The following is a 20,663-nucleotide window of genomic DNA, read 5'->3' as shown; positions in this document are numbered from 1 at the left end:
GCGCGGGGTGCGCCGTCGCCTGGGTTGGGACCACTCCCCGCACGGCTCACAGGTCCAGGACCACCCGGTCGGCGGCCCGGGACACGCAGATCGCCATGTGGTCGTCGGCCGCCCGCGCCCGGTGGTCGACGGCACCGCCGAGGACCCGGACGTGGCAGGTGCCGCAGAAGCCCTGGCGGCACGAGTAGGGCACCTGCGGCAGCACCTCGGTGATGGCTTCCAGCGCCGTGCGGTTCGCCGGGACCGGGACCGCGCACCCGGTGCGGGCGAGCTCGACGGTGAACGGCCTGCCGTCGATCACCGGGGGCGCCGAGAACCGTTCCCAGTGCAGCGAGTCCGCCGCGCTGCCGGGCAGGTCCAGGCGGACGCCGGTGATCATCGGGACCGGTCCGCAGCAGTACACCGCGGCGCCGGGCGGGGCGTGCTCGAGCAGTTCCGTGCCGGAGGCCGGGATGCCGAACTCGGTGTCCGGGCGGATCCATACCCGCGCCGGGTTCAGCTCGGCCAGCTCGTCCAGGAACGGCATCGAGTCCCGCGACCGCCCGGTGTAGACCAACCGCCAGTCCGCGCCGCGCGCGGCCGCGGTGCGCACCATCGGCAGGACCGGTGTGATCCCGATGCCGCCCGCGATGAACAGGTACTTCTCGGCGGTGATGAACGGGAACGCGTTGCGGGGCCCGCGGGCGGTGATCCGGCTGCCGGGACGCAGTTCCTCGTGCACCTCGCGGGAACCGCCCGCGCCGTCGGCCAGCCGCCGCACCGCGACCCGGTAGCACCGCCGGTCGCCCGGTTCACCGCACAGGGAGTACTGGCGGGTGCGCCCGGAGGACAGCACGAGGTCCAGGTGCGCACCCGGCTGCCAGGCCGGGAGCAGCCCGTCGCCCACCAGGCGCAGGCTGACCACGTCGTCGGCTTCGGCCCGGACCTCGGCGACCTCCAGCGGGATGTCGCGGTCCACCGGTGCGACCGGCCGCCGGCGGCTGTTGCGCTGCAACCACTCCATGCCGGTGGCCATCTTGTCCAGTGCCCAGAGGAAGCGGTCCGGGCCGCGGCCGTGGAGCGACCGGGGCACCGCGCGAGGTCCGGCCATCAGTGCTCCGCCGCCTGCGCGGCTGGGGACTTGGCCAGGTAGGCGATCGCCTGGCTCGTCGAGCCGTGCTGGGACGGGTGATAGCCGCGCCGGAAGTAGGACGGGACGGCGCGCAGCATCTGCCAGCAGCTGGGCGTCAGCCCGAGCCGACCGGTGCGCAGCAGGTCCCGCCAGCGCGGTTTGCGGCGTCCGCGCAGCTCCGGGTCGACAGCCATCAGGTAGCGGACGCCGCGCGCCCACAGCACGGTCAGCACCACCACCGCGATCACCATCGCGTGGCAGCGCCGCAGGTAGCTGCCGTCGACGTGCATGTAGAGGTCGAAGGCCACCGAGCGGTGCTCGACCTCCTCCGCGCCGTGCCAGCGCAGCAGGTCGAGCATGGTCGGGTTGGCCCCGGCGGCGTCCAGCTCCGCCGCGTCGAGCACCCACTGGCCCAGGAACGCCGTGTAGTGCTCGATGGCCGCGATCATCGCCAGCCGCTGCACCAACCACGACTCGGCGCGCCGCCCGCCGTGGGAGCGGTCGCCGAGGACCTTGCGGAACATCCAGCTGACCTGCCCGACGTACGGCCGGGTGTCCATGCCGTGCGCGTCGAAGTGGTCCAGCACGCCCTGGTGGGACTCGGCGTGCACCGCCTCCTGCCCGATGAAGCCGCGCACGTCCTCCAGCAGCCGGTCGTCCCGGATCAGCGGGAGCGCCTGCTTGAAGACCTCGACGAACCAGCGCTCGCCCTCCGGCAGCACCAGGTGCAGGAAGTTGATCACGTGGGTGGCGAAGGGCTCACCGGGGACCCAGTGCACCGGCAGCTGCGCCCAGTCGAACTCCACGTCGCGGGCCTGCAGCGCGACGCGGTCCGGCTCGCCCGGATCGATGTGGGACATAATCCGACCTCCTTCAGCGGGGTGTCAGCTCGACCCGGGCCGCGGCGCGCAGCAGCCCCGGGGTGAGCCGGGAGAGCACCAGCCCGACCCTGGCCTCGGCGGTGACCGGCGCGATCGCGGCGTTGCGGTGGGTGGCGCGCAGGATTTCGGCGGCGGCGCGCTGCGGGGTGAAGCCCCGCCGCTGGTAGAGCCGCTTGGCCGCCTGCTGCCGCCGCGCCTGCTCGGCGTCGTCGGCCCCGGCGAAGCGGGTGCTGGTGGTGATGCCGGTGTTGACCAGGCCAGGGCACACCGCGGTGACTCCGATGCCGTCGGCCGCCAACTCCGCGCGCAGGGACTGGCTGAGGGCCAGCACCGCGGCCTTCGTGGTCCCGTAGGCCGGGAGCAGCTGGGACGGCAGGTACGCGGCGGCTGAGGCGATGTTGACGATCCGGCCGCCCTCGCCCCGGTCGACCATCTGCTGCGCGAACTGGCGGCAACCGTGGATGACGCCCCACAGATTGATGTCGATGGCCCGCTCCCAGTCGGCGTCCGAGGTGTCGAGGAACGCCCCCGCGAGTCCGATCCCGGCGTTGTTGACCACCACGTCGGGTGTGCCGAGCTCGGCGTGCACCTGCTTGGCGAAGCGCTCCACCTCCGCACCGTCAGCAACGTCGACGCGGTGGGGCGTGGCCCCGGCCCCGGTGCGGGTGATGAGCGCGGCGGTGCGCTCGGCGGCGGCTTGGTCGATGTCGGCGACGACCACGTGGGCCCCTTCGGAGGCGAACGCCGCTGCGGTCGCCCGGCCGATGCCGCCTCCCGCACCGGTGACGACCACCAGCTGGTCCTGGAAGTCGCGCCGTCCCGGGCGGACGCGGCTGCGCCGCAGGCCGCGTGCCTGGGGACCGCCCTCGACGTGCTCGACGAGCTCCCCGGCGCACCGTGCGACCAGGTCGGGACGGCTGCGCGGCAACCAGTGCCCACCGGGGACACGGCGGATCCGCAGATTGACCACCCACTGGCCGATCTCGGTTTGCATCGGGCTGGAGACGAACGGGTCACCAGAAGGCGCGAGCACCTGGACCGGGATGTCCGTGCGCCGCTCCCCCGGACCTCCCAGGCGCCCGCGCATGTTCGCCCGGTACAGCGCCAGTCCGCGCACGCCGTCGGAGACCGCGGGGCGCGTCGGGTTCTCGGCGGCGCGCGGGTCCAGGCGCTCCAGCGCGCCGATCAGCCGGCTCATCACCCCGGTCCGCCAGGCCAGCTCCGGCAGCGCGGGGAGCTGGAAGAAGCCGATGTAGCCGGAGAAGACCAGCTGGTTGACCAGCTGGCGCAGCGAGCGCGGGGTGGGGCGCCGCAGCTTCTCGCGCATCCACCGCCCCGCGTGGTCCAGGCACGGCCCGGAGATGGAGGTGAAGGAGGCGAAGCAGTGCGCCAGCCGGGGTTCGGTCACCGCGTGCCACGCCTGGATCGACCCCCAGTCGTGGGCCAGCAGGTGCACCGGCCGGTCCGGGCTGACCAGGTCCGCGACCCGGCCGAGGTCGTCGGCGAGCTGGTCCAGCAGGTAGGCACCGGTGCGGCGCGGCTTGTCGGACTCCCCCGCGCCGCGGACGTCGTAGGTGACCACCCGGAAGCGCCCGGCGAGCGCGGCGGCCACCCCGTCCCAGATCGACTGGTCATCGGGGTAGCCGTGCACCGCCAGCACGGTCGGCGCCGCCGGGTCGCCGTGCTCGCGCACGGCCAACCGCAGTCCGTCGCTGGTGTCGAGCCATCTGCCGGTGTCCGGGTGCCGGGTGCGAGCCATACCCCGGAGCGTACCGATCTTGTCAACATCCATTGTTACAGTCGACATTGGTACCATAGTGGACCGCCGCCCGGCCCGCGAACGCCCTATAGTGCGGGCCATGACCGACCCGCGGCAGCACGTGCCCGGCACCGACCGGGTGCTGACCCACCCGGATGTGGCCGCCGCGACCGACCACCTCGGTCACCAGCTGGTCAAGGAGGCCGTGCACACCGCGCAGCGCCGCGCCCGCGACGGCGAGATCCCCCCGGCCGAGGTCATCACCGAAACCCTCGCCTTGCTCCCGGATTCGGCGTCGAGCAGCCGACCGGTGCTCAACGCGACCGGCGTCCTGCTGCACACCAACCTCGGCCGGGCCCCGCTCTCGCGCGCGGCGGTCGAAGCGCTCGGACGAGCTTCGGGGACCACCGACGTCGAGCTCGACCTGAGCACCGGACGCCGCGGACCACGCGGGGCCGCGACGCTGGACGCGTTGCTCTCGGCCGTGCCCCGGGCCGAGGCCGCGCACGTGGTCAACAACGGCGCCGCGGCACTCGCGCTGGCTGCCACCGCGCTGGCGCAGGGGCGGGAGATCGTGCTGGCGCGCGGCGAGATGGTCGAGATCGGCGACGGCTTCCGGCTGCCCGAACTGCTCACCTCCACCGGCGCGCGGCTGCGGGAAATCGGCACCACCAACCGGGTCTCGCTCGACGACTACCGCGCGGCCGTGGGCCCGGACACCGGGTTCGTCCTCAAGGTCCACCCGTCCAACTTCGTGATCAGCGGTTTCACCTCGACGGTCCCGGTGGCCGCGCTGCGCGGCATCGGCGCGCCGGTGGTGGTCGACATCGGCTCCGGCCTGCTGCACCCGCATCCGGTGCTCCCCAGCGAGCCCGACGCGAGCAGCACCCTGGCCGAGGGCGCCGACCTGGTCCTGGCCAGCGGCGACAAGCTCCTCGGCGGTCCGCAGGCAGGACTGCTGCTGGGTCGGGCGGAAGTCGTGCAGCAGCTGCGCCGCCACCCGCTCGCGCGGGCACTGCGCGTCGACAAGCTCACCCTCGCGGCGTTGGAGGCGACACTTCGCGGTCCGCGCACGCCCACCGACCAAGCGCTGCGCCAGGACCAGCAGACCTTGGTGGCGCGAGCCGAACGCCTGGCCGAGGCGTTCACCGCAGCCGGGATCCCCGCTTCGGCCCAGCGCAGCGAGGCGACCGTCGGAGGTGGCGGAGCACCGGGCGTCACGCTGCCCAGCGCGGCGGTCCTGCTGCCCAACCGCTTCGCGGAACTGCTGCGAGCCGCAAACCCGCCGGTACTCGCCTACGTCGCGCACGACCGCTGCCTGCTCGACCTCGCCGCGCTCCCGCCCGAAGCCGACGACGAGCTGCGCCGGGCGGTGCTGGCCGTCGCCTGACGGCGGCACGCTGGCGGAGCCGCGCCAGGCGTGGCGTAGTGGACGTACCAAGACCACCAACGAGGCAGGCACACCGATGCACGTCATCGCCACCGCGGGGCACGTCGACCACGGCAAGTCCACGCTGGTCCGCCAGCTCACCGGCACGGACCCGGACCGGTGGGCGGAGGAGCGCCGCCGCGGGCTGACCATCGACCTCGGCTTCGCCTGGACCAGCCTCGACGACGGCTGCACCACCGCCTTCGTCGACGTGCCCGGGCACGAGCGGTTCGTGCCCAACATGCTGGCCGGGATCGGCCCGGTGCCCGCAGTGCTGTTCGTCGTCGCCGCCGACGAGGGGTGGATGCCGCAATCCGACGAGCACCTCGACGCACTGAACGCGCTCGGGGTGCGGCACGGGGTCCTGGCGGTGACCCGCAGCGACCTGGCCGACCCCGGCCCGGCGATCGAGCAGGCCGCGGACCGGCTCGCCGCAACCACGCTCGCCGGGATCCCCGGGGTGGCGGTCAGCGGCACGACCGGTGCGGGTCTCGACGCCCTGCGCCGCGAACTCAACTCGCTGGTGCACTCGCTCCCGGGGGCGGACCGCGACGCCGACGTGCGGTTGTGGATCGACCGGGTGTTCACCGTCCGCGGTGCAGGCACAGTCGTGACCGGCACGCTAGCCGCGGGGACGCTGCGCATCGGCGACCACCTCCGGCTGCACCCTGCCGGAATCACCTGCACCGTTCGCGGCCTGCACGCCCTCGGCACGCCCGAGCCGCAGGTCGGCGCGGTGGCCAGGGTGGCGGTGAACCTCCGCGGTGTCGACTGCGAACAAGCCCGGCGTGGAGACGCGCTGCTCACCCCGGATCGCTGGCTGAGCACCGAGGTCTTCGACGTCCGCCTCAGCCCTGCACCGACGACCTGGCCCGCGGAACTCATGCTGCACATCGGTGCGGCCGCCGCCCCGGTTCGAGTCCGCCCACTCGGACCCGAGCACGCGCGGCTGACCTCGCGCGTCCCGCTGCCGCTGCGCATCGGTGACCGGGCACTGCTGCGCGATCCCGGCGGGCACCGCATCCACAGCGGTCTGCACGTGCTCGACGTGCGCCCACCGCAGTTGACCAGGCGCGGAGCCGCCCAGGCCCGCGCGGCCGAACTGGCGGCCATGGGCACCACCCCCAACGGCGAGGCCGAGTTGCGCAGGCGGCGCGTGATCCAGGCCGACGAACTGCGCGCGATGGGCGCGACCCCGCCGAGCACTGGGCGGTGGTTGATCTCCGCGGACCACCGCGCCGCACTCGCCACCCGCCTCAGCGCGCTGCTCGCCCAGCACCGCAGGGAGGACCCGTTGGCCGATGGGTTGCCTGCGGAGGCCGCTCGCCGCGCCCTGGATTTGCCCGATCCCGCGCTGCTGGCAGAGGTCGCCGACACCGCCGGGATCGCCCTGCGCGCGGGGCGACTGCACGACGAGCGACCCGACCTGCCCGACCACGTCCGCCGCGGGGTGTCCGCCGTCCGGGACGCGCTGCAGGACCACCCGTTCCAAGCACCGACCGCTGACGACCTCGCCAGCCTGGCGCTCGGCGATCGGGAACTGGCTGCGGCCGCGCGCGTGGGCGCGCTGCTGCGCGTGGCCCCCGGCCTGGTGCTGCTGCCCGACGCCGAGCAACTGGCCATCGACCGGCTCGCGGCGCTGCCCGAGCCGTTCACGCTCAGCCAGGCGAAGCAGGCGCTGGACACCACGCGGCGCGTCGCCGTGCCGCTGCTCGAACTGCTCGCGCGCCGGGGCCGGACGCGGCGGCTCCCCGACGGCACGCACCGTGTAGTTTCCCGCTGACCGGGGCGGGAACTCCGTGGGCAGCCCGGGGCGAGTTCTGCGATCTTGCCGCCGCGACCGCATCGTGGATGTCGGGGCGCCGGGTGAGGGGAGGCTGCCATGCCGCGCAAGATCTGGACCGGCTCGATCAACTTCGGCCTGGTTACCATCCCGGTCGGCCTCTACGCCGCCACCGAGGACCACACCGTGCAGTTCCACCAGTACGAGCGCGGCACCACCGACCGCATCCGGTACAAGCGCGTCAACGAGCGCACCGGGGAAGAAGTCGGCTACAACGACATCGTCAAGGGCCGCGAGCACGGCGGCGGGGTGATCACCGTCGAGCAGTCCGAACTGGACGAGATCGCCCCCGGCCGCTCCCGCACCATCGACATCACCACGTTCGTCGACCTCGCCGAGATCGACCCGGTGTTCTTCCAGAAGACCTACTGGCTGGCACCGAACAGCAAGGAGCACTTCCGGCCGTACAACCTGCTGCGGCGGGCCATGCAGGACACCGGGCAGGCGGGCATCGCGACGTTCGTGCTGCGCGGCAAGCAGTACCTGACCGCGGTGCGCGCCGACACCGACGTGCTGGCGCTGAACACGCTGTACTTCGCCGACGAGATCCGCGACCCCGCCGACCTCGTCGGGGACCAGCCCGAGCAGTCCGCTCCGGCAGCCAAGGAACTGCAGATGGCCACGACCATCATCGAGTCCATGAGCGGACCTTGGGAGCCCGAGGAGTACGAGGACACCTACACCGCGAAGGTCGAGGAGCTGCTCGCGGAGAAGGCCCACGGCGGCGAGATCAAGGCGGCCGAAGCCCCACCCCAGCCGACCGACGTCATCGACCTCACCGAGGCGCTGCGGCGCAGCGTCGACGAGGCGCGGAAGGGCCGTCGTGCACCGCGCCAGGAGGAGGACCTCTCCGAGCTCACCAAGGCTGAACTGGACGACCGCGCGAAGGAGCTCGGCGTCAAGGGCCGCTCCAAGATGAAGCGCGCCGAGCTGGAGCGGGCGGTCGCCGAGGCTGGTGAGAAGCCCACCGGCACCGGCGGTCGCCGCACCCGCAAGGCCTCCTGAACGGTTCGCCCTCCGGGCAGTGCCGGTGCCGGGCGCCTGGCGCAGGCATGGACAGCTCCGGCCCGGCCCGCGGGATGCCCCGGGCCGGACGGGTGGTCAGGCGTCGAAGTCGATCGTCACCTCGTCGGTGGTCGGCAGGGACTGGCAGGTGAGCACGAACCCCTGGTCCACTTCGGAGTCCTCCAGCGCGAAGTTGCGGCGCATCCGGACCTCACCGCAGGTGACCTTGGCCCGGCAGGTGCCGCAGACCCCGCCCTTGCAGGCGAACGGCAGGTCCGGTCGGACCCGCTGGGCCGCGTCCAGCACCGGCACGTCGCGGGGCAGCGTCATCGGGGTGGTGCGCCCGTCGAGCACCACGGTCACCTCGCTGGTGGGGCCTTCGACCGCCGGGTCCTCGTGGTGCACCGGCTCCGGTGGCGCGTCCTCGACGTAGAACAGCTCCTGGTGGATGCGCTCACTGGGCACCCCGCTGCCGCGCAGCACGTCCCGGGCGTCGGTGACCATCCCGAACGGACCGCACAACCACCACTGGTCCACCGCTCCGGCGTCCACCACGCTGGACAGCAGCGCCCGGATCTTGGCCGCGTCCAGCCTGCCGGTGAACAACTCGGACTCGCGTGGTTCCCGGGACAGGACGTGCACCAGCTCCAGCCGGCTCGGGTACCGGTCCTTCAGGTCGGCCAGCTCGTCGGAGAACATCACCGTGCCGCTGCGGCGGTTGCCGTACAGCAGGGTCACCGTCGCCTCGGTCTCGCGCAGCACGGTGGCCGCGATCGAGAGCACCGGCGTGATCCCCGACCCCGCCGCGACGCACACGTGCCGCTCGTGCGCGGTCAGGTCCGGGGTGAACCCGCCGGTGGGCGGCAGCACCTCGACCTGGTCGCCGGGCCGGACCTCCCGCACCAACCAGTTGGAGAACAGCCCTCCCGCGACCTGCCGCACCCCGATCCGCAGGGCGGCACCGCGCGGGGCGCAGATCGAGTACGACCGGCGCTCCTCGCGGCCGTCCACCTGGCGGCGCAGCGTCAGCGACTGCCCGGGCTGGAAGTCGAACTCCTCGGCCAGTTCCGGGGGCACGTCGAAGCTCACCGCGACCGCGTCCTCGCACAACCGCTCCACGCTGCTGACGCGCAGCGCGTGGAACTCGGTGCGACGGCGGCGGCCCGCGGCCGGGGCGGGGGCGTCGACGGGGGCGGGAGTCACCACGTCAGATCTCCTTGATGTGCTCGAAAGGCTCGTGGCACGCGCGGCACCGGCGCAGCGCCTTGCACGCGGTCGAGCTGAACTGCGAAACCAGCTCGGTGTCCGGCGAACCGCACTGCGGGCACCGGACCTGCGGGCGCGGCGGCGCCAGCGTCAGCGGTACCGGGCCAGCGGGCTGGCGCGGCGCGGTGCCGGGTGGGGCGATGCCGTAGTCGGCGAGCTTGCGCCGCCCGGCCTCGCTGATCCAGTCGGTGGTCCAGGGCGGGTCCAGCACCGTCCGCACCTCGACGGCGGGGAACCCGGCCTCGTGCAGGCGACTGCTCAAATCGCTTCGCATCTCGCGCATCGCCGGGCACCCCGAGTAGGTCGGGGTGATGGACACGACCACGGTGCCGTCGCCGGTCAGCTCCACGTCGCGCAGGACCCCGAGGTCGGCCAGCGTCAGCACCGGCAACTCCGGGTCGGTGACCGACTCGGCGACCGCGCGGGCGTGCCGGAGGTCCGGCTGCGTGCTCGTCACCACGTCGCCTCCGGGTGGGCTCGGGCCAGGCTCTGCATCTCCGCGAGCAGGTAGCCCAGGTGCTCGGTGTGGATGCCGTCGCGACCAGCGCGCCCACCGACCCCGGCCAGTGCCGGGACGTCCGGCCGCTGCAGGGTCGCCGCGGCGCAGACCTGGTCGACCACCTCGTCGAACTCGGCGCGCACCTGCGCCGGGTCGACGCCGACCCCGGCCCCGGCCAACCGGAGCTCCGTCTCGTGCGGCGTGAACAGCTCGTCGACCAGCGGCCACACCTCGTCTAGCCCTCGCTGCACCCGGGTGCGCGACTCCTCGGTACCGTCGCCGAGCCGGACCGTCCACTGTGCCGCGTAGTCGCGGTGGTAGGCCAGTTCCTTGACGCCTTTGGCCGCGATCGCCGCCAGCACCGGGTCGCGCGACCCGGTGAGCCGGGTGAACAGTGCCAGCCGCCAAGTGGCGAACACCAGCAGCCGCGCGGTGGTCTCCGCGAAGTCCCCGTTGGGGGATTCGACCAGTCGCACGTTGCGGAACTCGCGCTCGTCGCGGAAGTACGCCAGCTCGTCCTCCCCGCGCCCGCTGCCGTCGGCCTGCCCGGCGCGGGTCAGCAGCAGCCTTGCCTGCCCCAGCAGGTCCAGTGCGATGTTGGCCAGCGCGAGCTCGTCCTCCAGCTCCGGCGCGCGGGTGACCCACTCGGTCAGCCGGTGCGAGGCGACCAGCGCGTCGTCGCCGAGCATCAGCAGGTACCGGCTGAACTCGACGCCGTCGACGTCGGCGGGCAGCGTCGTGTCCACCCCGGACAGCGGATCGTCGAATCCGGTGCCGAATGCCCACCGGGACTCGCCGTCGGGTTCGGCGGCGGTGAGCGCCTCGTAGGCGTTGTCGAACGACATGGGACCGACCTCACATGTGCGGAACGTTGTCGGGGATCCGGTAGAAGGTGGGGTGCCGGTACACCTTGTCGCCGCTGGGCGCGAAGAACGGGTCCTTCTCGTCCGGGCTGGACGCGGTGATCGCGTCCGCCCGCACCACCCAGATGCTCACGCCCTCGTTGCGGCGGGTGTACAGGTTGCGCGCGTTGTGCAGCGCCATCTGTTCGTCCGGGGCGTGCAGCGAACCCACGTGCACGTGGTTGAGCCCCCGCTTGCCCCGGACGAACACCTCGAACAGCGGCCACGAGGGACGCGGCGCACCCACCTCGGCGTCCGAACTCATCGCGCGACCTCCTCGCGTGCGGCTTGCTTGGCGGCGTGGGCGGCTGCCGCCTCGCGCACCCACTGCCCTTCCTCGTGCGCGGCCCGGCGCCGGGCCAGCCGCTGCTCGTTGCACGGCCCACCGCCGCTGATGACGCGCTTGAGCTCCGACCAGTCGGGCTCGCCGAAGTCGTAGTGCCCGCGCTCGGCGTTCCAGCGCAGCTCGGAGTCGGGCAGCGTGACGCCCAGCGCCTCGGCCTGCGGGACCGTCATGTCCACGAACTTCTGCCGCAGCTCGTCATTGGTGTGCCGCTTGATCCGCCACGCCATGGACTGCTGGGTGTTCGGCGAGGCCCCGTCGGGCGGGCCGAACATCATCAGCGACGGCCACCACCACCGGTCGGTGGCCTCCTGCACCATCTGCCGCTGCTCGGCGGTGCCGCGCATCATCGTCATCAGCAGCTCGTAGCCTTGCCGCTGGTGGAACGACTCCTCCTTGCAGATGCGCACCATCGCCCGCGCGTACGGGCCGAAGGAGCTGCGGCACAGCGGGACCTGGTTGCAGATCGCCGCGCCGTCGACCAGCCAGCCGATCACGCCGATGTCGGCGAAGGACAATGTCGGGTAGTTGAAGATCGACGAGTACTTCTGCCGCCTGTTGATCAGCTTCTCGGTCAGCTCGGCCCGGTCGACGCCCAGCGTCTCGGCCGCCGAGTACAGGTAGAGCCCGTGCCCGGCCTCGTCCTGCACCTTGGCCAGCAGGATCGCCTTGCGCCGCAGGCTCGGTGCCCTGGTCAGCCAGTTCCCCTCCGGCTGCATGCCGATGATCTCGGAGTGCGCGTGCTGCGCGATCTGGCGCACCAGGGTCTTGCGGTAGCCCTCCGGCATCCAGTCACGCGGTTCGATGCGCTGGTCGTGGGCGATCCGCTCGTCGAAGTGCCGCTGCAGCTCGGCATCCCCGAGCTGGTCGGCCCGCACCGTGGTCGTCATGGTCACTCCTGGGTCTCCGGTCGCTTCGCGACCAGGGTCAGCACGTCGTACTTGGCCACCGACTCGCCGTCCTGGTTGGTCACGTCCACGTCCCAGCGGACCTCGCCGTGCTCGGCCCCGACCCGCGGCGTGATCTGCTTGGCGGTCATGGTCACGGTGATCTCGTCCCCCGGGTAGGTCGGCGTGAGGAACCGGAGGTTCTCCAGCCCGTAGTTGGCCAGCACCGGGCCCGGTTCCGGGTCGACGAACAGCCCGGCCGCGAAGGAGACCACCAGGTAGCCGTGCGCGACCCGCCCGTCGAAGAACGGGTTCGCCCGGGCGGCCTCCTCGTCGGTGTGGGCGTAGAAGGTGTCGCCGGTGAACTCGGCGAAGTGCGCCACGTCCTCCATCGTCACCCGGCGCGGCCCGGCGACCACGGTGTCGCCGATGCGCAGGTCCTCCAGGTGCTTGCGGAACGGGTGCACGTCGGTGGTGGTGCGCGGGCTGCCGGTCACCCACCGCCCGGTGATCGCGGTCAACGTAGCCGGGTCGGCCTGCACCGCGGTGCGCTGCATGTGGTGCAGGACGCCGCGCACGCCGCCCATCTCCTCACCACCACCGGCCCGGCCCGGGCCGCCGTGGACCAGGGCGGGCAGCGGCGAGCCGTGCCCGGTGCTCTCCGCCGCGTTGTCGCGGTTGAGCACCAGCATCCGGCCGTGCCGGGACGCCGCGCCCAGCACCACCTCGCGGGTGAAGGCCGGGTCGGCGCTGACCACGGAACCGGCCAGGCTGCCCTTGCCCCGCCGGGCGAGCTCGACCGCCTGCGCGGTGCTCTCGTACGGCATCAGCGTGCTGACCGGACCGAAGGCCTCCACCTCGTGCGGCTGCGGCTGGTCCGGGTCGTCGCAGCGGACCAGCAGCGGCGGCAGGAAAGCACCGCGCTCCGGGTCGGCGTCGACGACCTCGACGCGCTCCGGGTCACCGTGCACGAGGGTGCCCGCCTCCAGCAGCGCCTTCAGCGACCGCCGCACCTCCTCGCGCTGCTCCAGGCTGGCCAGCGCGCCCATCCGCACGCCCTCGGCGGACGGGTTGCCCACCACGACCTTCTCCAGCCGCGCCTTGGCCGCGGCCACCACGTCGTCCATCCGGTCAGCGGGCACCAGCGCGCGCCGGATCGCGGTGCACTTCTGCCCCGCCTTGACCGTCATCTCGGTGACCAGCTGCTTGACGAACAGGTCGAACTCGGCGCTGCCGGGCCCGGCGTCCGGGCCGAGGATCGAGCAGTTCAGCGAGTCCGCCTCCACGTTGAAGCGCACCGAGTTCGCCGCCACCACCGGGTGCGCGCGCAGCCGCTGCCCGGTGGCCGCCGACCCGGTGAACGACACCAGGTCCTGGTCGGTGAGGTGCTCGAACAGGTCGCCGACGCTGCCGCAGACCAGCTGCAGCGACCCCTCCGGCAGCAGCCCGGAGTCGATCATCAGCTCCACCAGGCGGTGAGTGAGGTAGGCGGTCTGGCTGGCCGGTTTGACCAGGGTGGGCACCCCGGCCAGGAACGCCGGCGCGAACTTCTCCAGCGGCCCCCACACCGGGAAGTTGAACGCGTTGATCTGCACCGCGACGCCGCGCAGCGGGGTGCAGATGTGCTGGCCGAGGAAGGTGCCGCCCTTGCTCAGCGGCTCCACCGCGCCGTCGACGTAGACGGTGTCGTTCGGCAGTTCCCGGCGGCCCTTGCTGGAGTACCCGAACAGCACGCCGATCCCGCCGTCGACGTCGAACTTCGAGTCGCCGAGCGTCGCACCCGTGCGCGCCGACAGCGCGTACAGCTCCTCCCGGTGCTCGCGCAGGTGCGAGGCGAGGCTCTTCAGCAGCGCACCGCGCTGGTGGAAGGTCAGCTCCGCCAGCGCCGGTCCGCCCCGCGCGCGGCCGTACGCCAGCGCGGCGGCCATGTCGACCCCGGCCGAGGAGACCCGCGCGACCTCTTCACCGGTCACCGCGTCGTGCAACGGAACGCCCTCTTCCGCAGGCGCGTGCCACTCGCCGTTGACGTAGCTCCGCAGGGCAGCCATGCAGCCCGACCTCCTCGAGTCCCAGCCTCCGCCGGCGTCGATTTCCTTTACTGACCGTTCATTCGAAAAAGTAGCACGCCTGTTCGCCCAGGGGCACCACCCGATGCGGGGAAATCCACCTTGACCGAACCAGCACAACCACTTCGGACGTGCGGTCTTGACAGCCCACCAGCGGCCGGGATTAATTACTGACTGTTCGTTCGGCTGCTAGGCGGTGCACAGTGCAGGAACCCAGCGCGACGGAGCGCAACCCAGCTCAGGCGATGTTCGACGACGACCGCGCGTCGCAGGCGTTGGGCATCGAGCTGCTCGACGTCGGCAGCGGCACCGCCCGGGCCCGGATGACGATCACCGCGACGATGGTGAACGGGCACGGGATCGCGCACGGCGGCTACCTCTTCCTGCTCGCCGACACGACCTTCGCGTGCGCCTGCAACAGCCACGGCCCGACCACCGTCGCGGCCCGCGCCGACGTCACCTTCATCCGCCCGGCCCGGCTCGGCGACCAGCTGGTGGCCCGCGCGGTGGAGCGCACCCGGTTCGGGCGCAGCGGAATCTACGACGTCTCCGTGCACCGCGGCGAGGAGCTGATCGCCGAGTTCCGCGGGCACAGCCGAACGATCGGCGCAGCACCGACCAGCGAGTCCGAGGGAGCAAGGCGATGACCGCGACCACCGAGGAGCACTCCGCAGCCCGCAGGCTCGGGCTCGCGCCGGACCCGGCCGAGCTCGACCCCGCGGAGCGGTACTCGGCCGACGAGCTGGCCGCGGTGCAGCTGGAGCGGCTGCAGTGGACGCTGCGGCACGCCTACGAGAACGTGCCGCTGTACCGGGCGAAGTTCGACCGCGCCGGGGTGCGGCCGGAGGACTGCCGCAGCCTGGCCGACCTGGCCAAGTTCCCGCACACCACCAAGCAGGACCTGCGGGAGAACTACCCGTACGGCATGTTCGCGGTCCCGCTGGACCAGGTCCGCCGGGTGCACGCCTCCAGCGGCACCACCGGCAAGCCCACCGTCGTCGGCTACACCGAGAACGACCTGCGGACCTGGTCGGACCTGGTGGCGCGCTCCATCCGCGCGGCGGGCGGCCGGGCCGGCCACCGGGTGCACGTCGCCTACGGCTACGGGCTGTTCACCGGCGGTCTCGGCGCGCACTACGGCGCCGAGCGGCTGGGGTGCACGGTCATCCCCGCCTCGGGTGGCATGACCGCCCGGCAGGTGCAGATCATCCAGGACTTCCAGCCCGAGATCATCATGGTCACGCCGTCCTACCTGCTGACCCTGGTCGACGAGTTCGAGCGGCAGGGTGTCGACCCGCGCACCACCTCGCTGCGGACCGCCATCCTCGGCGCCGAGCCGTGGACCGAGCAGATGCGCCAGGAGATCGAGCAGCGGCTGGACCTCGACGCGGTCGACATCTACGGCCTGTCCGAGGTGATGGGCCCCGGGGTGGCCAACGAGTGCGTGGAGACCAAGGACGGCCCGCACATCTGGGAGGACCACTTCTACCCCGAGGTGATCGACCCGTTCACCGAGGAGGTGCTGCCCGACGGCAGCGAGGGCGAGCTGGTGTTCACCTCGCTGACCAAGGAGGCGATGCCGATCATCCGCTACCGCACCCGCGACCTGACCCGCCTGCTGCCGGGCACGGCGCGGCCGGTGCGGCGGATGGCCAAGATCACCGGCCGCAGCGACGACATGATCATCCTGCGCGGGGTCAACGTCTACCCCACCCAGATCGAGGAGCTGGTGCTGCGCACCGACGGGCTCTCCCCGCACTTCCAGCTGCTGCTCACCCACGAGGGCCGGATGGACCGGATGACCGTGCGGGTGGAGGCCCGGCCCGACTGCCCGGAGTTGCGGCGGGAGGCGGCCGCCGCGGAGCTGCTGCGCGCCATCAAGGACGGCGTCGGCATCAGCACCGAGATCGCGGTGGTGGACCCGGACACCCTGGAGCGCTCGGTGGGCAAGCTGCGGCGCATCGTCGACCGCCGCCAATCCTGACCGAACGGCCGGTCGAGGGGACTGGGATACTCGGGATCATGGCTGACAACGCTGGACGGGGGAATCGTCGGGGTCGACCGGGCTACGACCTCGGCAGGTTGCTGGACGTCTCGGTGCGCGTGTTCAACGAGCGCGGGTACGAGGGCACCAGCATGGAGGTCCTCGCGCAGCGGCTGGGCATCACCAAGTCAGCGATCTACTACCACGTCTCCGGCAAGGACGAGCTGCTGCGGCTGAGCGTCAACCGGGCGCTGGACGCGTTGTTCGCGGTCGTCGAGGAGGCGGACTCCACCACCGGCCGGGCCATCGACCGGCTCGAGCACGTCGTGCGCCGCAGCATCGAGGTGCTGGTGGCGGAGCTGCCGTTCGTCACCCTGCTGCTGCGGGTGCGCGGCAACACCCGGGTCGAGCGGCAGGCGCTGGCCCGCCGCCGCGAGTTCGACCAGGTGGTCAGCGACCTGGTCGAGCAGGCGGAGGCCGAGGGCAGCATCCGCCCGGACGTCGACCCGTCGCTGACCACCAAGCTGCTGTTCGGCATGGTCAACTCGATCATCGAGTGGTACAAGCCGAGCCGCGGGATGCGCGCCGAGCAGGTCGCCGACGCGGTGACCAAGATCGCCTTCGACGGCCTGCGCACCGGCGCGCGCAACCCCGTCTGAACTCCCTCCCCCGACTCACGTCATACCTGGGGTGCGAGCCGCTCTCGACCACGTGGGTGTTCTGGAGCGCCCGCGCGCGTGCGGAACGCAGAGGGGATTCCGCTCGCGAAGGCCGCCGGTCGCGGCAGGGGTGGATGCGAGTCGCGACCGGCGGCTCCCGCCGCCCTGCCCGGCCGGGAGCGCCGAGGTGTCGAACTTCCTTGCACGGCGGGGGAAATGCCGTCCCGCGAGTCCTGGCGCAGCTCTGCAACCACACGCGTCCCAGCCGCCACGACGTCGGCGTGCCGGCACCGGGGTAATCAGCGTGTGGGTGACAAAAGTCCCCTGCGATCTCACCGCCGAGCCGCTTAGGCTTCGGTGCGTTGTGGCCGTTCGGGGCCCGGCGGTCGCCGAGGTGGATCCGCTGAACTGGGGCAGTGGGAGCACCTCCGGGGCGACGTGAGCACGCCGGTCGCCGGTTCGACAGCCCTGCGGTCCTCCCCCGCTCTCGCCCAGGCATCGCGGACGAGATCCTTTGGAGGCGGTTGTGTCACGGCTTGAGTCGATAGCTCGTGCCTTCCTCCGGTACCTGTACGAGGACCACCGGTTCCGGCCGGAGGTCGTGGACTTCTTCGACAGCCCGGCGGCCGAGGCCGCCGCTGTCCAGCCGTCGTGGACCGAGCTGGCCGACGTGCTGGAGGAGCTGCGCGAGCGCGAACTGATCGCCACCAGCGGGGTCGGGCAGCTGGGCACGCCCACCCGGGCCGGGCTCACCGGGTCCGGGCTGATCTGCGTCGGTCGGCACGGCGGCGACATCACGTCCTGGGCCCGGTCGCAGTCGGTGGCCGTGCTGGACACCCCCGCTGACGCGGTGGTGCCGCAGGCTCGCTCGGCGGTCGAGTCGGCACCGCGCCGGATCGACTGCTCCGGGCTGAACCGGGTCGCCAAGGTAGTGCTGCTGACGCTGCCGACGGTCCACGCGCGCTACGGCGACACCGTGGCGATCGAGTCGACCGCCCAGCGGCTGTGCGAGGCGACCCGCCAGGAGCAGCCGGACCCGGAGCGGGTGCGGGCGCTGGCGCAGCGGTTGCGGACCGACCTGTCGACCAGGTCGGTCGCGAACACCCTCGGGGTGGTGCTGCTCGACGGGCTGGACGAAGCCCTCGCGGAGAGCGGGCTGGCCGAGCCCGGCCGCACCCCACCGTCCTAATCGGACCTCGGACGTGACGGGGTTCACCGCGAGCGGCCACCGTGCGCACACCTGCGCGAACCGTGTGCTGAGATTTCCGGTATGGGAACGGGCTCCAAGTCGTCGGCGGCAGCGCGCCGCGAGCTCGACGCCGCCCACATCCCGCCACACCTGCGCGCCGCCTACCAGCGGTGCCGGGCGCTCAACGCCCAGCACGGCCGCACCTACTTCCTGGCCACGCGCCTGCTGGCCCCGGCGCAGCGCCCCGCGGTGCACGCGCTCTACGGGTTCGCGCGGTGGGTCGACGACATCGTCGACGAGACGGGGACGCGCACAGTGCTCGAGCGCCAGCGGGAGGTCGACCGGCTGGACGGCGAGCTGCGCGCCGGACTGCGCACCGGGTGCAGTCGGCACCCGATCATCGCCGCGCTGGTCGACACCGCGACGCGCCACGACATCGACCCGGCGTTGTTCACCGACTTCATGGCCTCGATGCGGATGGACCTGACCGTCCGCGACTACCCCACCCGCGCCGCGCTGGAGGCCTACGTGCACGGATCAGCCGCGGTGATCGGACTCCAGCTGCTCCCGGTGTTCGGGACGGTGTCGCCGACCGCGGAGGCCGCGCCCTACGCCGCCACGCTGGGCGGGGCCTTCCAGCTGACCAACTTCCTGCGCGACGTCGGCGAGGACCTCGACCGCGGACGGGTGTACCTGCCCCTGGAGGAGCTGGCCGCCTTCGGCGTGGACCGCGAGCGGCTCGTGTGGTGCCGCCGCGCCGGGCGTCCCGACCGCCGCGTGCGGCAAGCCTTCGCCGACCAGGTGGCGCGCACCCGCGCGCTCTACCGGACCGCGGAGCCCGGCATCGCGCTCCTCACCGCCCGCTCGCGCCCCTGCGTGCGCACCGCTTTCACGCTCTACGGCGAGATCCTGGACTGCATCGTGGCGTCCGGTTACGACGTGTTCCGCCGCCGGGTGGCGGTGTCCGGACCTCGGCGGTTCGGCGTGGCCGCGGCAGCGGTCGGCGCGGTGGCCGCAGCGCGCCTGCGGCGTTCGTGAAGGCATGTCGATCATGCCGCTCGGGTAGCCCATCGGTGTGAGGCCTTCACCGGTTCGGTGCACCGGACCGAACACCAACGCTGTGGGGAGCGCGACCAGATGAGCAGCGGAACGCCGGGCTGGCGGGACGTGGACAGCACTTTCGACCTGATCGAGCAGGCCGGCCGCCGGTTGGAGCGCAGCGCCCGCGAGCTCGCCGCCTCGCCGGAGGCGATGGACGAGGCACGGGAGGCGCTGCTGGTGATCACCGCGACCAGCGCGCGGCTCGCCCGGCAGTTGGACGGGCTGGCCTCGGCGTGCAAGAAGCCCAACACCACCGAGCCATCCGCGGTGCACGTCGCGCTCGACCAGGCTGCCGCGGCCGCTGAGGACCTCGGGAACTGCACGAAGGTCGCCGCGCAGGCCATTTACGACGGAGAATGACCAGCGCGGGACGTGCCGCGGGCTGTCTCCGGGGCGATTCCCGGAGGCAGCCCGCATCTCGTCCGATCAGGGTGCCAGGACCAGCCCCGCGCCCACGTCGGTGGCCGGCAGCGGCAGGCGGAGGGCTGCCTGGGACAACCGCGCCCACAGGCCCCACGCCCGCTCCGCGTGCTGCTGGGCGTACAGCGCGGCCACGCCGGAGACGTGCGGGGTGGCCATGCTGGTGCCGCTGAGCTTGCGGTAGCGCTCCGCGCCCGGCCAGCTGGAGTAGACGTCCACGCCGGGGCCGACCAGGTCGACCTGGCCGATCTCGTCGACCGTGCCGGAGGAGAAGTCGGCGATCTGCAGCTGGCTGTCCACCGCGCCGATGGCCATGATCGACGGGCAGTTCGCCGGGTGCCCGACCGGGGCGATGGTGCCGGCCGACCGCTGGCTCTCGTTGCCCGCGGCGGCGATGATCAGCGTGCCGCGCTCCATCGCCCGCTGCGCGACCTTCTCGAAGGCGTCGGAGTACGGCGCACCGGGTTCGGTGGCCGCGCCGAGCGACATCGACACCACCGCGCAGCCGTTGGAGATCGCCCACTGGATGCCGGACAGGATGCCGCCGTCGGTGCCCGAGCCGTCGTCGCCGAGCACCTTGCCCGCGTAGATGCTGGCCTCCGAGGCGATGCCGTAGCCGGGGCCCTCGGCTGAGGTCCGCGGCCCGCAGGAGGTGCCGATCACGTGCGTGCCGTGGCCGTGGCCGTCCTGGACGTCCTGGCCCTCGACGAAGGACCCGGTGACGATGTCGCGGTTGGCGAAGTCCGGGTGCTTGAGGTCGAGCCCGGTGTCGAGCACCGCGACCCGCACGTCCTTGCCGGTGGGCTGGCTGCGGTCGGCGCGCACCGACTGCAGGCCCCAGGTGAACTCGCCGTCCTCGGCGGAGGTCGACGGCTCACCGATGGCGAACACCTTGCGCTCGGCCTCGATCGCCGCGATCGGCCCGCGCTCGCCCGTCGCCCGCCGCAGCGAGCCGAACTGGTCGTCGTCGGCGCTGATCAGCGCGACGCCGAGGTCGTGCAGCACTATTCCGCCCGCGCTGCGGAAGAGCTCACCAGGCGCCGCACCAGCCGCGTCGGCAGTGTTGGCGCATCTGATGCCGGTCAGGCGGGACAGCTCGCGGGTCCCGATGATGGTCGCGTTGTCCTCAAGCAGCACCAGATAGCGCCCGGTGGAGTTCTGCTCGCTGGTGGTCATGGTCGCTCACCTCGGCGGTAGGTTGGGTGGCTCGCCACAGCGTTGCCAGATTCGCCACAGCTTTCCCAGGTGTATCGCGCGCTACGTTGAGTTACAAGCACCCACCCGGGTAAGGCCTGCACTCCCCGTACTGCGACGCCGGG

The 20,663-nt window shown here is 72.5% G+C and carries 19 protein-coding genes; 9 read left to right on the top strand and 10 right to left on the bottom strand.

Translation table 11 applies throughout. From position 1 onward, the window contains the following. Positions 1 to 46: 46 nt before the first annotated feature. Genes ABT324_RS10095 through ABT324_RS10085 form a run of 3 tightly spaced genes read right to left on the bottom strand, consistent with a single transcriptional unit; the run spans position 47 to position 3,751 of the window. Positions 47 to 1,090 carry a PDR/VanB family oxidoreductase gene (locus ABT324_RS10095; RefSeq protein WP_351174581.1) on the bottom strand — a complete coding sequence of 348 codons (1,044 nt, stop codon included), beginning with the start codon at positions 1,088 to 1,090 and terminating at the stop codon, positions 47 to 49. Beyond that, positions 1,090 to 1,971 carry a metal-dependent hydrolase gene (locus ABT324_RS10090; RefSeq protein WP_351174579.1) on the bottom strand — a complete coding sequence of 294 codons (882 nt, stop codon included), beginning with the start codon at positions 1,969 to 1,971 and terminating at the stop codon, positions 1,090 to 1,092. The genes ABT324_RS10095 and ABT324_RS10090 overlap by 1 nt, the downstream gene beginning before the upstream one ends. Before the next feature lie 13 nt (positions 1,972 to 1,984). Then, a complete protein-coding gene (locus ABT324_RS10085; protein ID WP_351174577.1) occupies positions 1,985 to 3,751 on the bottom strand; it encodes an SDR family oxidoreductase in 1,767 nt (588 codons plus the stop codon). A 100-nt stretch (positions 3,752 to 3,851) separates the two neighbouring features. On the opposite strand from ABT324_RS10085, the gene selA reads away from it, so the two are divergent. The 3 genes from selA to ku all read left to right on the top strand — a co-directional run bounded on the left by selA (position 3,852) and on the right by ku (position 8,028). Next, positions 3,852 to 5,141 carry an L-seryl-tRNA(Sec) selenium transferase gene (gene selA, locus ABT324_RS10080; RefSeq protein ID WP_351174575.1) on the top strand — a complete coding sequence of 430 codons (1,290 nt, stop codon included), beginning with the start codon at positions 3,852 to 3,854 and terminating at the stop codon, positions 5,139 to 5,141. A 76-nt stretch (positions 5,142 to 5,217) separates the two neighbouring features. Beyond that, positions 5,218 to 6,963, top strand: a complete 1,746-nt coding sequence (gene selB / locus ABT324_RS10075) for a selenocysteine-specific translation elongation factor (protein WP_351174573.1) — start codon at positions 5,218 to 5,220, stop codon at positions 6,961 to 6,963. Positions 6,964 to 7,062: 99 nt separating this feature from the next. Beyond that, on the top strand, positions 7,063 to 8,028 hold the full coding sequence (gene ku / locus ABT324_RS10070) for a non-homologous end joining protein Ku (protein ID WP_351174571.1): 966 nt from the start codon (positions 7,063 to 7,065) through the stop codon (positions 8,026 to 8,028). A 96-nt stretch (positions 8,029 to 8,124) separates the two neighbouring features. Here ku and paaE read toward each other — a convergent pair whose 3' ends face one another. The 6 genes from paaE to paaZ are packed head-to-tail and all read right to left on the bottom strand — an operon-like array spanning position 8,125 to position 13,973. Then, positions 8,125 to 9,231 carry a 1,2-phenylacetyl-CoA epoxidase subunit PaaE gene (gene paaE, locus ABT324_RS10065; RefSeq protein ID WP_351174697.1) on the bottom strand — a complete coding sequence of 369 codons (1,107 nt, stop codon included), beginning with the start codon at positions 9,229 to 9,231 and terminating at the stop codon, positions 8,125 to 8,127. Between the two features lie 4 nt (positions 9,232 to 9,235). After that, a complete protein-coding gene (gene paaD, locus ABT324_RS10060; RefSeq protein WP_351174569.1) occupies positions 9,236 to 9,754 on the bottom strand; it encodes a 1,2-phenylacetyl-CoA epoxidase subunit PaaD in 519 nt (172 codons plus the stop codon). Further along, positions 9,748 to 10,638 carry a 1,2-phenylacetyl-CoA epoxidase subunit PaaC gene (gene paaC / locus ABT324_RS10055; protein WP_351174567.1) on the bottom strand — a complete coding sequence of 297 codons (891 nt, stop codon included), beginning with the start codon at positions 10,636 to 10,638 and terminating at the stop codon, positions 9,748 to 9,750. The genes paaD and paaC overlap by 7 nt, the downstream gene beginning before the upstream one ends. Before the next feature lie 10 nt (positions 10,639 to 10,648). Further along, the gene (paaB, locus tag ABT324_RS10050; protein ID WP_093145906.1) at positions 10,649 to 10,960 is read right to left on the bottom strand and encodes a 1,2-phenylacetyl-CoA epoxidase subunit PaaB; all 312 of its coding nucleotides are present in this window, start codon (positions 10,958 to 10,960) and stop codon (positions 10,649 to 10,651) included. Continuing rightward, positions 10,957 to 11,928 (bottom strand): 1,2-phenylacetyl-CoA epoxidase subunit PaaA, encoded by a 972-nt coding sequence (gene paaA, locus ABT324_RS10045; protein WP_351174565.1) that lies wholly within the window; start codon positions 11,926 to 11,928, stop codon positions 10,957 to 10,959. The genes paaB and paaA overlap by 4 nt, the downstream gene beginning before the upstream one ends. A 2-nt stretch (positions 11,929 to 11,930) precedes the next feature. Continuing rightward, positions 11,931 to 13,973 carry a phenylacetic acid degradation bifunctional protein PaaZ gene (paaZ, locus tag ABT324_RS10040; RefSeq protein ID WP_351174563.1) on the bottom strand — a complete coding sequence of 681 codons (2,043 nt, stop codon included), beginning with the start codon at positions 13,971 to 13,973 and terminating at the stop codon, positions 11,931 to 11,933. A 263-nt stretch (positions 13,974 to 14,236) separates the two neighbouring features. Here paaZ and paaI point away from each other — a divergent pair, with 263 nt between their 5' ends. From paaI to ABT324_RS10010, 6 genes are all read left to right on the top strand, one after another. Continuing rightward, positions 14,237 to 14,638, top strand: a complete 402-nt coding sequence (gene paaI, locus ABT324_RS10035) for a hydroxyphenylacetyl-CoA thioesterase PaaI (protein WP_351174695.1) — start codon at positions 14,237 to 14,239, stop codon at positions 14,636 to 14,638. Continuing rightward, on the top strand, positions 14,635 to 15,975 hold the full coding sequence (paaK, locus tag ABT324_RS10030; protein WP_351174561.1) for a phenylacetate--CoA ligase PaaK: 1,341 nt from the start codon (positions 14,635 to 14,637) through the stop codon (positions 15,973 to 15,975). The genes paaI and paaK overlap by 4 nt, the downstream gene beginning before the upstream one ends. Positions 15,976 to 16,013: 38 nt before the next feature. Beyond that, entirely contained in the window at positions 16,014 to 16,634 is a 621-nt protein-coding gene (locus ABT324_RS10025; RefSeq protein WP_351174559.1) for a TetR/AcrR family transcriptional regulator, read from the top strand. Between the two features lie 526 nt (positions 16,635 to 17,160). Beyond that, positions 17,161 to 17,823, top strand: coding sequence for a hypothetical protein (locus ABT324_RS10020; RefSeq protein ID WP_351174557.1), 663 nt, complete (start codon positions 17,161 to 17,163; stop codon positions 17,821 to 17,823). Positions 17,824 to 17,904: 81 nt separating this feature from the next. Then, a complete protein-coding gene (locus ABT324_RS10015) occupies positions 17,905 to 18,861 on the top strand; it encodes a phytoene/squalene synthase family protein (protein ID WP_351174555.1) in 957 nt (318 codons plus the stop codon). Positions 18,862 to 18,960: 99 nt separating this feature from the next. Beyond that, positions 18,961 to 19,284 carry a hypothetical protein gene (locus ABT324_RS10010; protein WP_351174553.1) on the top strand — a complete coding sequence of 108 codons (324 nt, stop codon included), beginning with the start codon at positions 18,961 to 18,963 and terminating at the stop codon, positions 19,282 to 19,284. Between the two features lie 66 nt (positions 19,285 to 19,350). On the opposite strand, the gene ABT324_RS10005 is transcribed toward ABT324_RS10010, so the two are convergent. After that, on the bottom strand, positions 19,351 to 20,520 hold the full coding sequence (locus ABT324_RS10005; RefSeq protein WP_351174551.1) for a S8 family peptidase: 1,170 nt from the start codon (positions 20,518 to 20,520) through the stop codon (positions 19,351 to 19,353). Between the last annotated feature and the right edge of the window lie 143 nt (positions 20,521 to 20,663).

The organism is Saccharopolyspora sp. NPDC000359, from assembly GCF_040300525.1.
In the GTDB taxonomy this organism is placed as follows: domain Bacteria; phylum Actinomycetota; class Actinomycetes; order Mycobacteriales; family Pseudonocardiaceae; genus Saccharopolyspora.
This window is presented reverse-complemented; position numbering and strand designations above follow the sequence as displayed.

Bases quoted from the DNA above. Each gene is read 5' to 3' on its own strand.
- ABT324_RS10095 (WP_351174581.1), bottom strand. From the start codon at position 1,090: ATGGCCGGACCTCGCGCGGTGCCCCGGTCGCTCCACGGCCGCGGCCCG.
- ABT324_RS10090 (WP_351174579.1), bottom strand. From the start codon at position 1,971: ATGTCCCACATCGATCCGGGCGAGCCGGACCGCGTCGCGCTGCAGGCC.
- ABT324_RS10085 (WP_351174577.1), bottom strand. From the start codon at position 3,751: ATGGCTCGCACCCGGCACCCGGACACCGGCAGATGGCTCGACACCAGC.
- selA (WP_351174575.1), top strand. From the start codon at position 3,852: ATGACCGACCCGCGGCAGCACGTGCCCGGCACCGACCGGGTGCTGACC.
- selB (WP_351174573.1), top strand. From the start codon at position 5,218: ATGCACGTCATCGCCACCGCGGGGCACGTCGACCACGGCAAGTCCACG.
- ku (WP_351174571.1), top strand. From the start codon at position 7,063: ATGCCGCGCAAGATCTGGACCGGCTCGATCAACTTCGGCCTGGTTACC.
- paaC (WP_351174567.1), bottom strand. From the start codon at position 10,638: ATGTCGTTCGACAACGCCTACGAGGCGCTCACCGCCGCCGAACCCGAC.
- paaB (WP_093145906.1), bottom strand. From the start codon at position 10,960: ATGAGTTCGGACGCCGAGGTGGGTGCGCCGCGTCCCTCGTGGCCGCTG.
- paaA (WP_351174565.1), bottom strand. From the start codon at position 11,928: ATGACGACCACGGTGCGGGCCGACCAGCTCGGGGATGCCGAGCTGCAG.
- paaZ (WP_351174563.1), bottom strand. From the start codon at position 13,973: ATGGCTGCCCTGCGGAGCTACGTCAACGGCGAGTGGCACGCGCCTGCG.
- paaI (WP_351174695.1), top strand. From the start codon at position 14,237: ATGTTCGACGACGACCGCGCGTCGCAGGCGTTGGGCATCGAGCTGCTC.
- paaK (WP_351174561.1), top strand. From the start codon at position 14,635: ATGACCGCGACCACCGAGGAGCACTCCGCAGCCCGCAGGCTCGGGCTC.
- ABT324_RS10025 (WP_351174559.1), top strand. From the start codon at position 16,014: ATGGCTGACAACGCTGGACGGGGGAATCGTCGGGGTCGACCGGGCTAC.
- ABT324_RS10015 (WP_351174555.1), top strand. From the start codon at position 17,905: ATGGGAACGGGCTCCAAGTCGTCGGCGGCAGCGCGCCGCGAGCTCGAC.
- ABT324_RS10010 (WP_351174553.1), top strand. From the start codon at position 18,961: ATGAGCAGCGGAACGCCGGGCTGGCGGGACGTGGACAGCACTTTCGAC.
- ABT324_RS10005 (WP_351174551.1), bottom strand. From the start codon at position 20,520: ATGACCACCAGCGAGCAGAACTCCACCGGGCGCTATCTGGTGCTGCTT.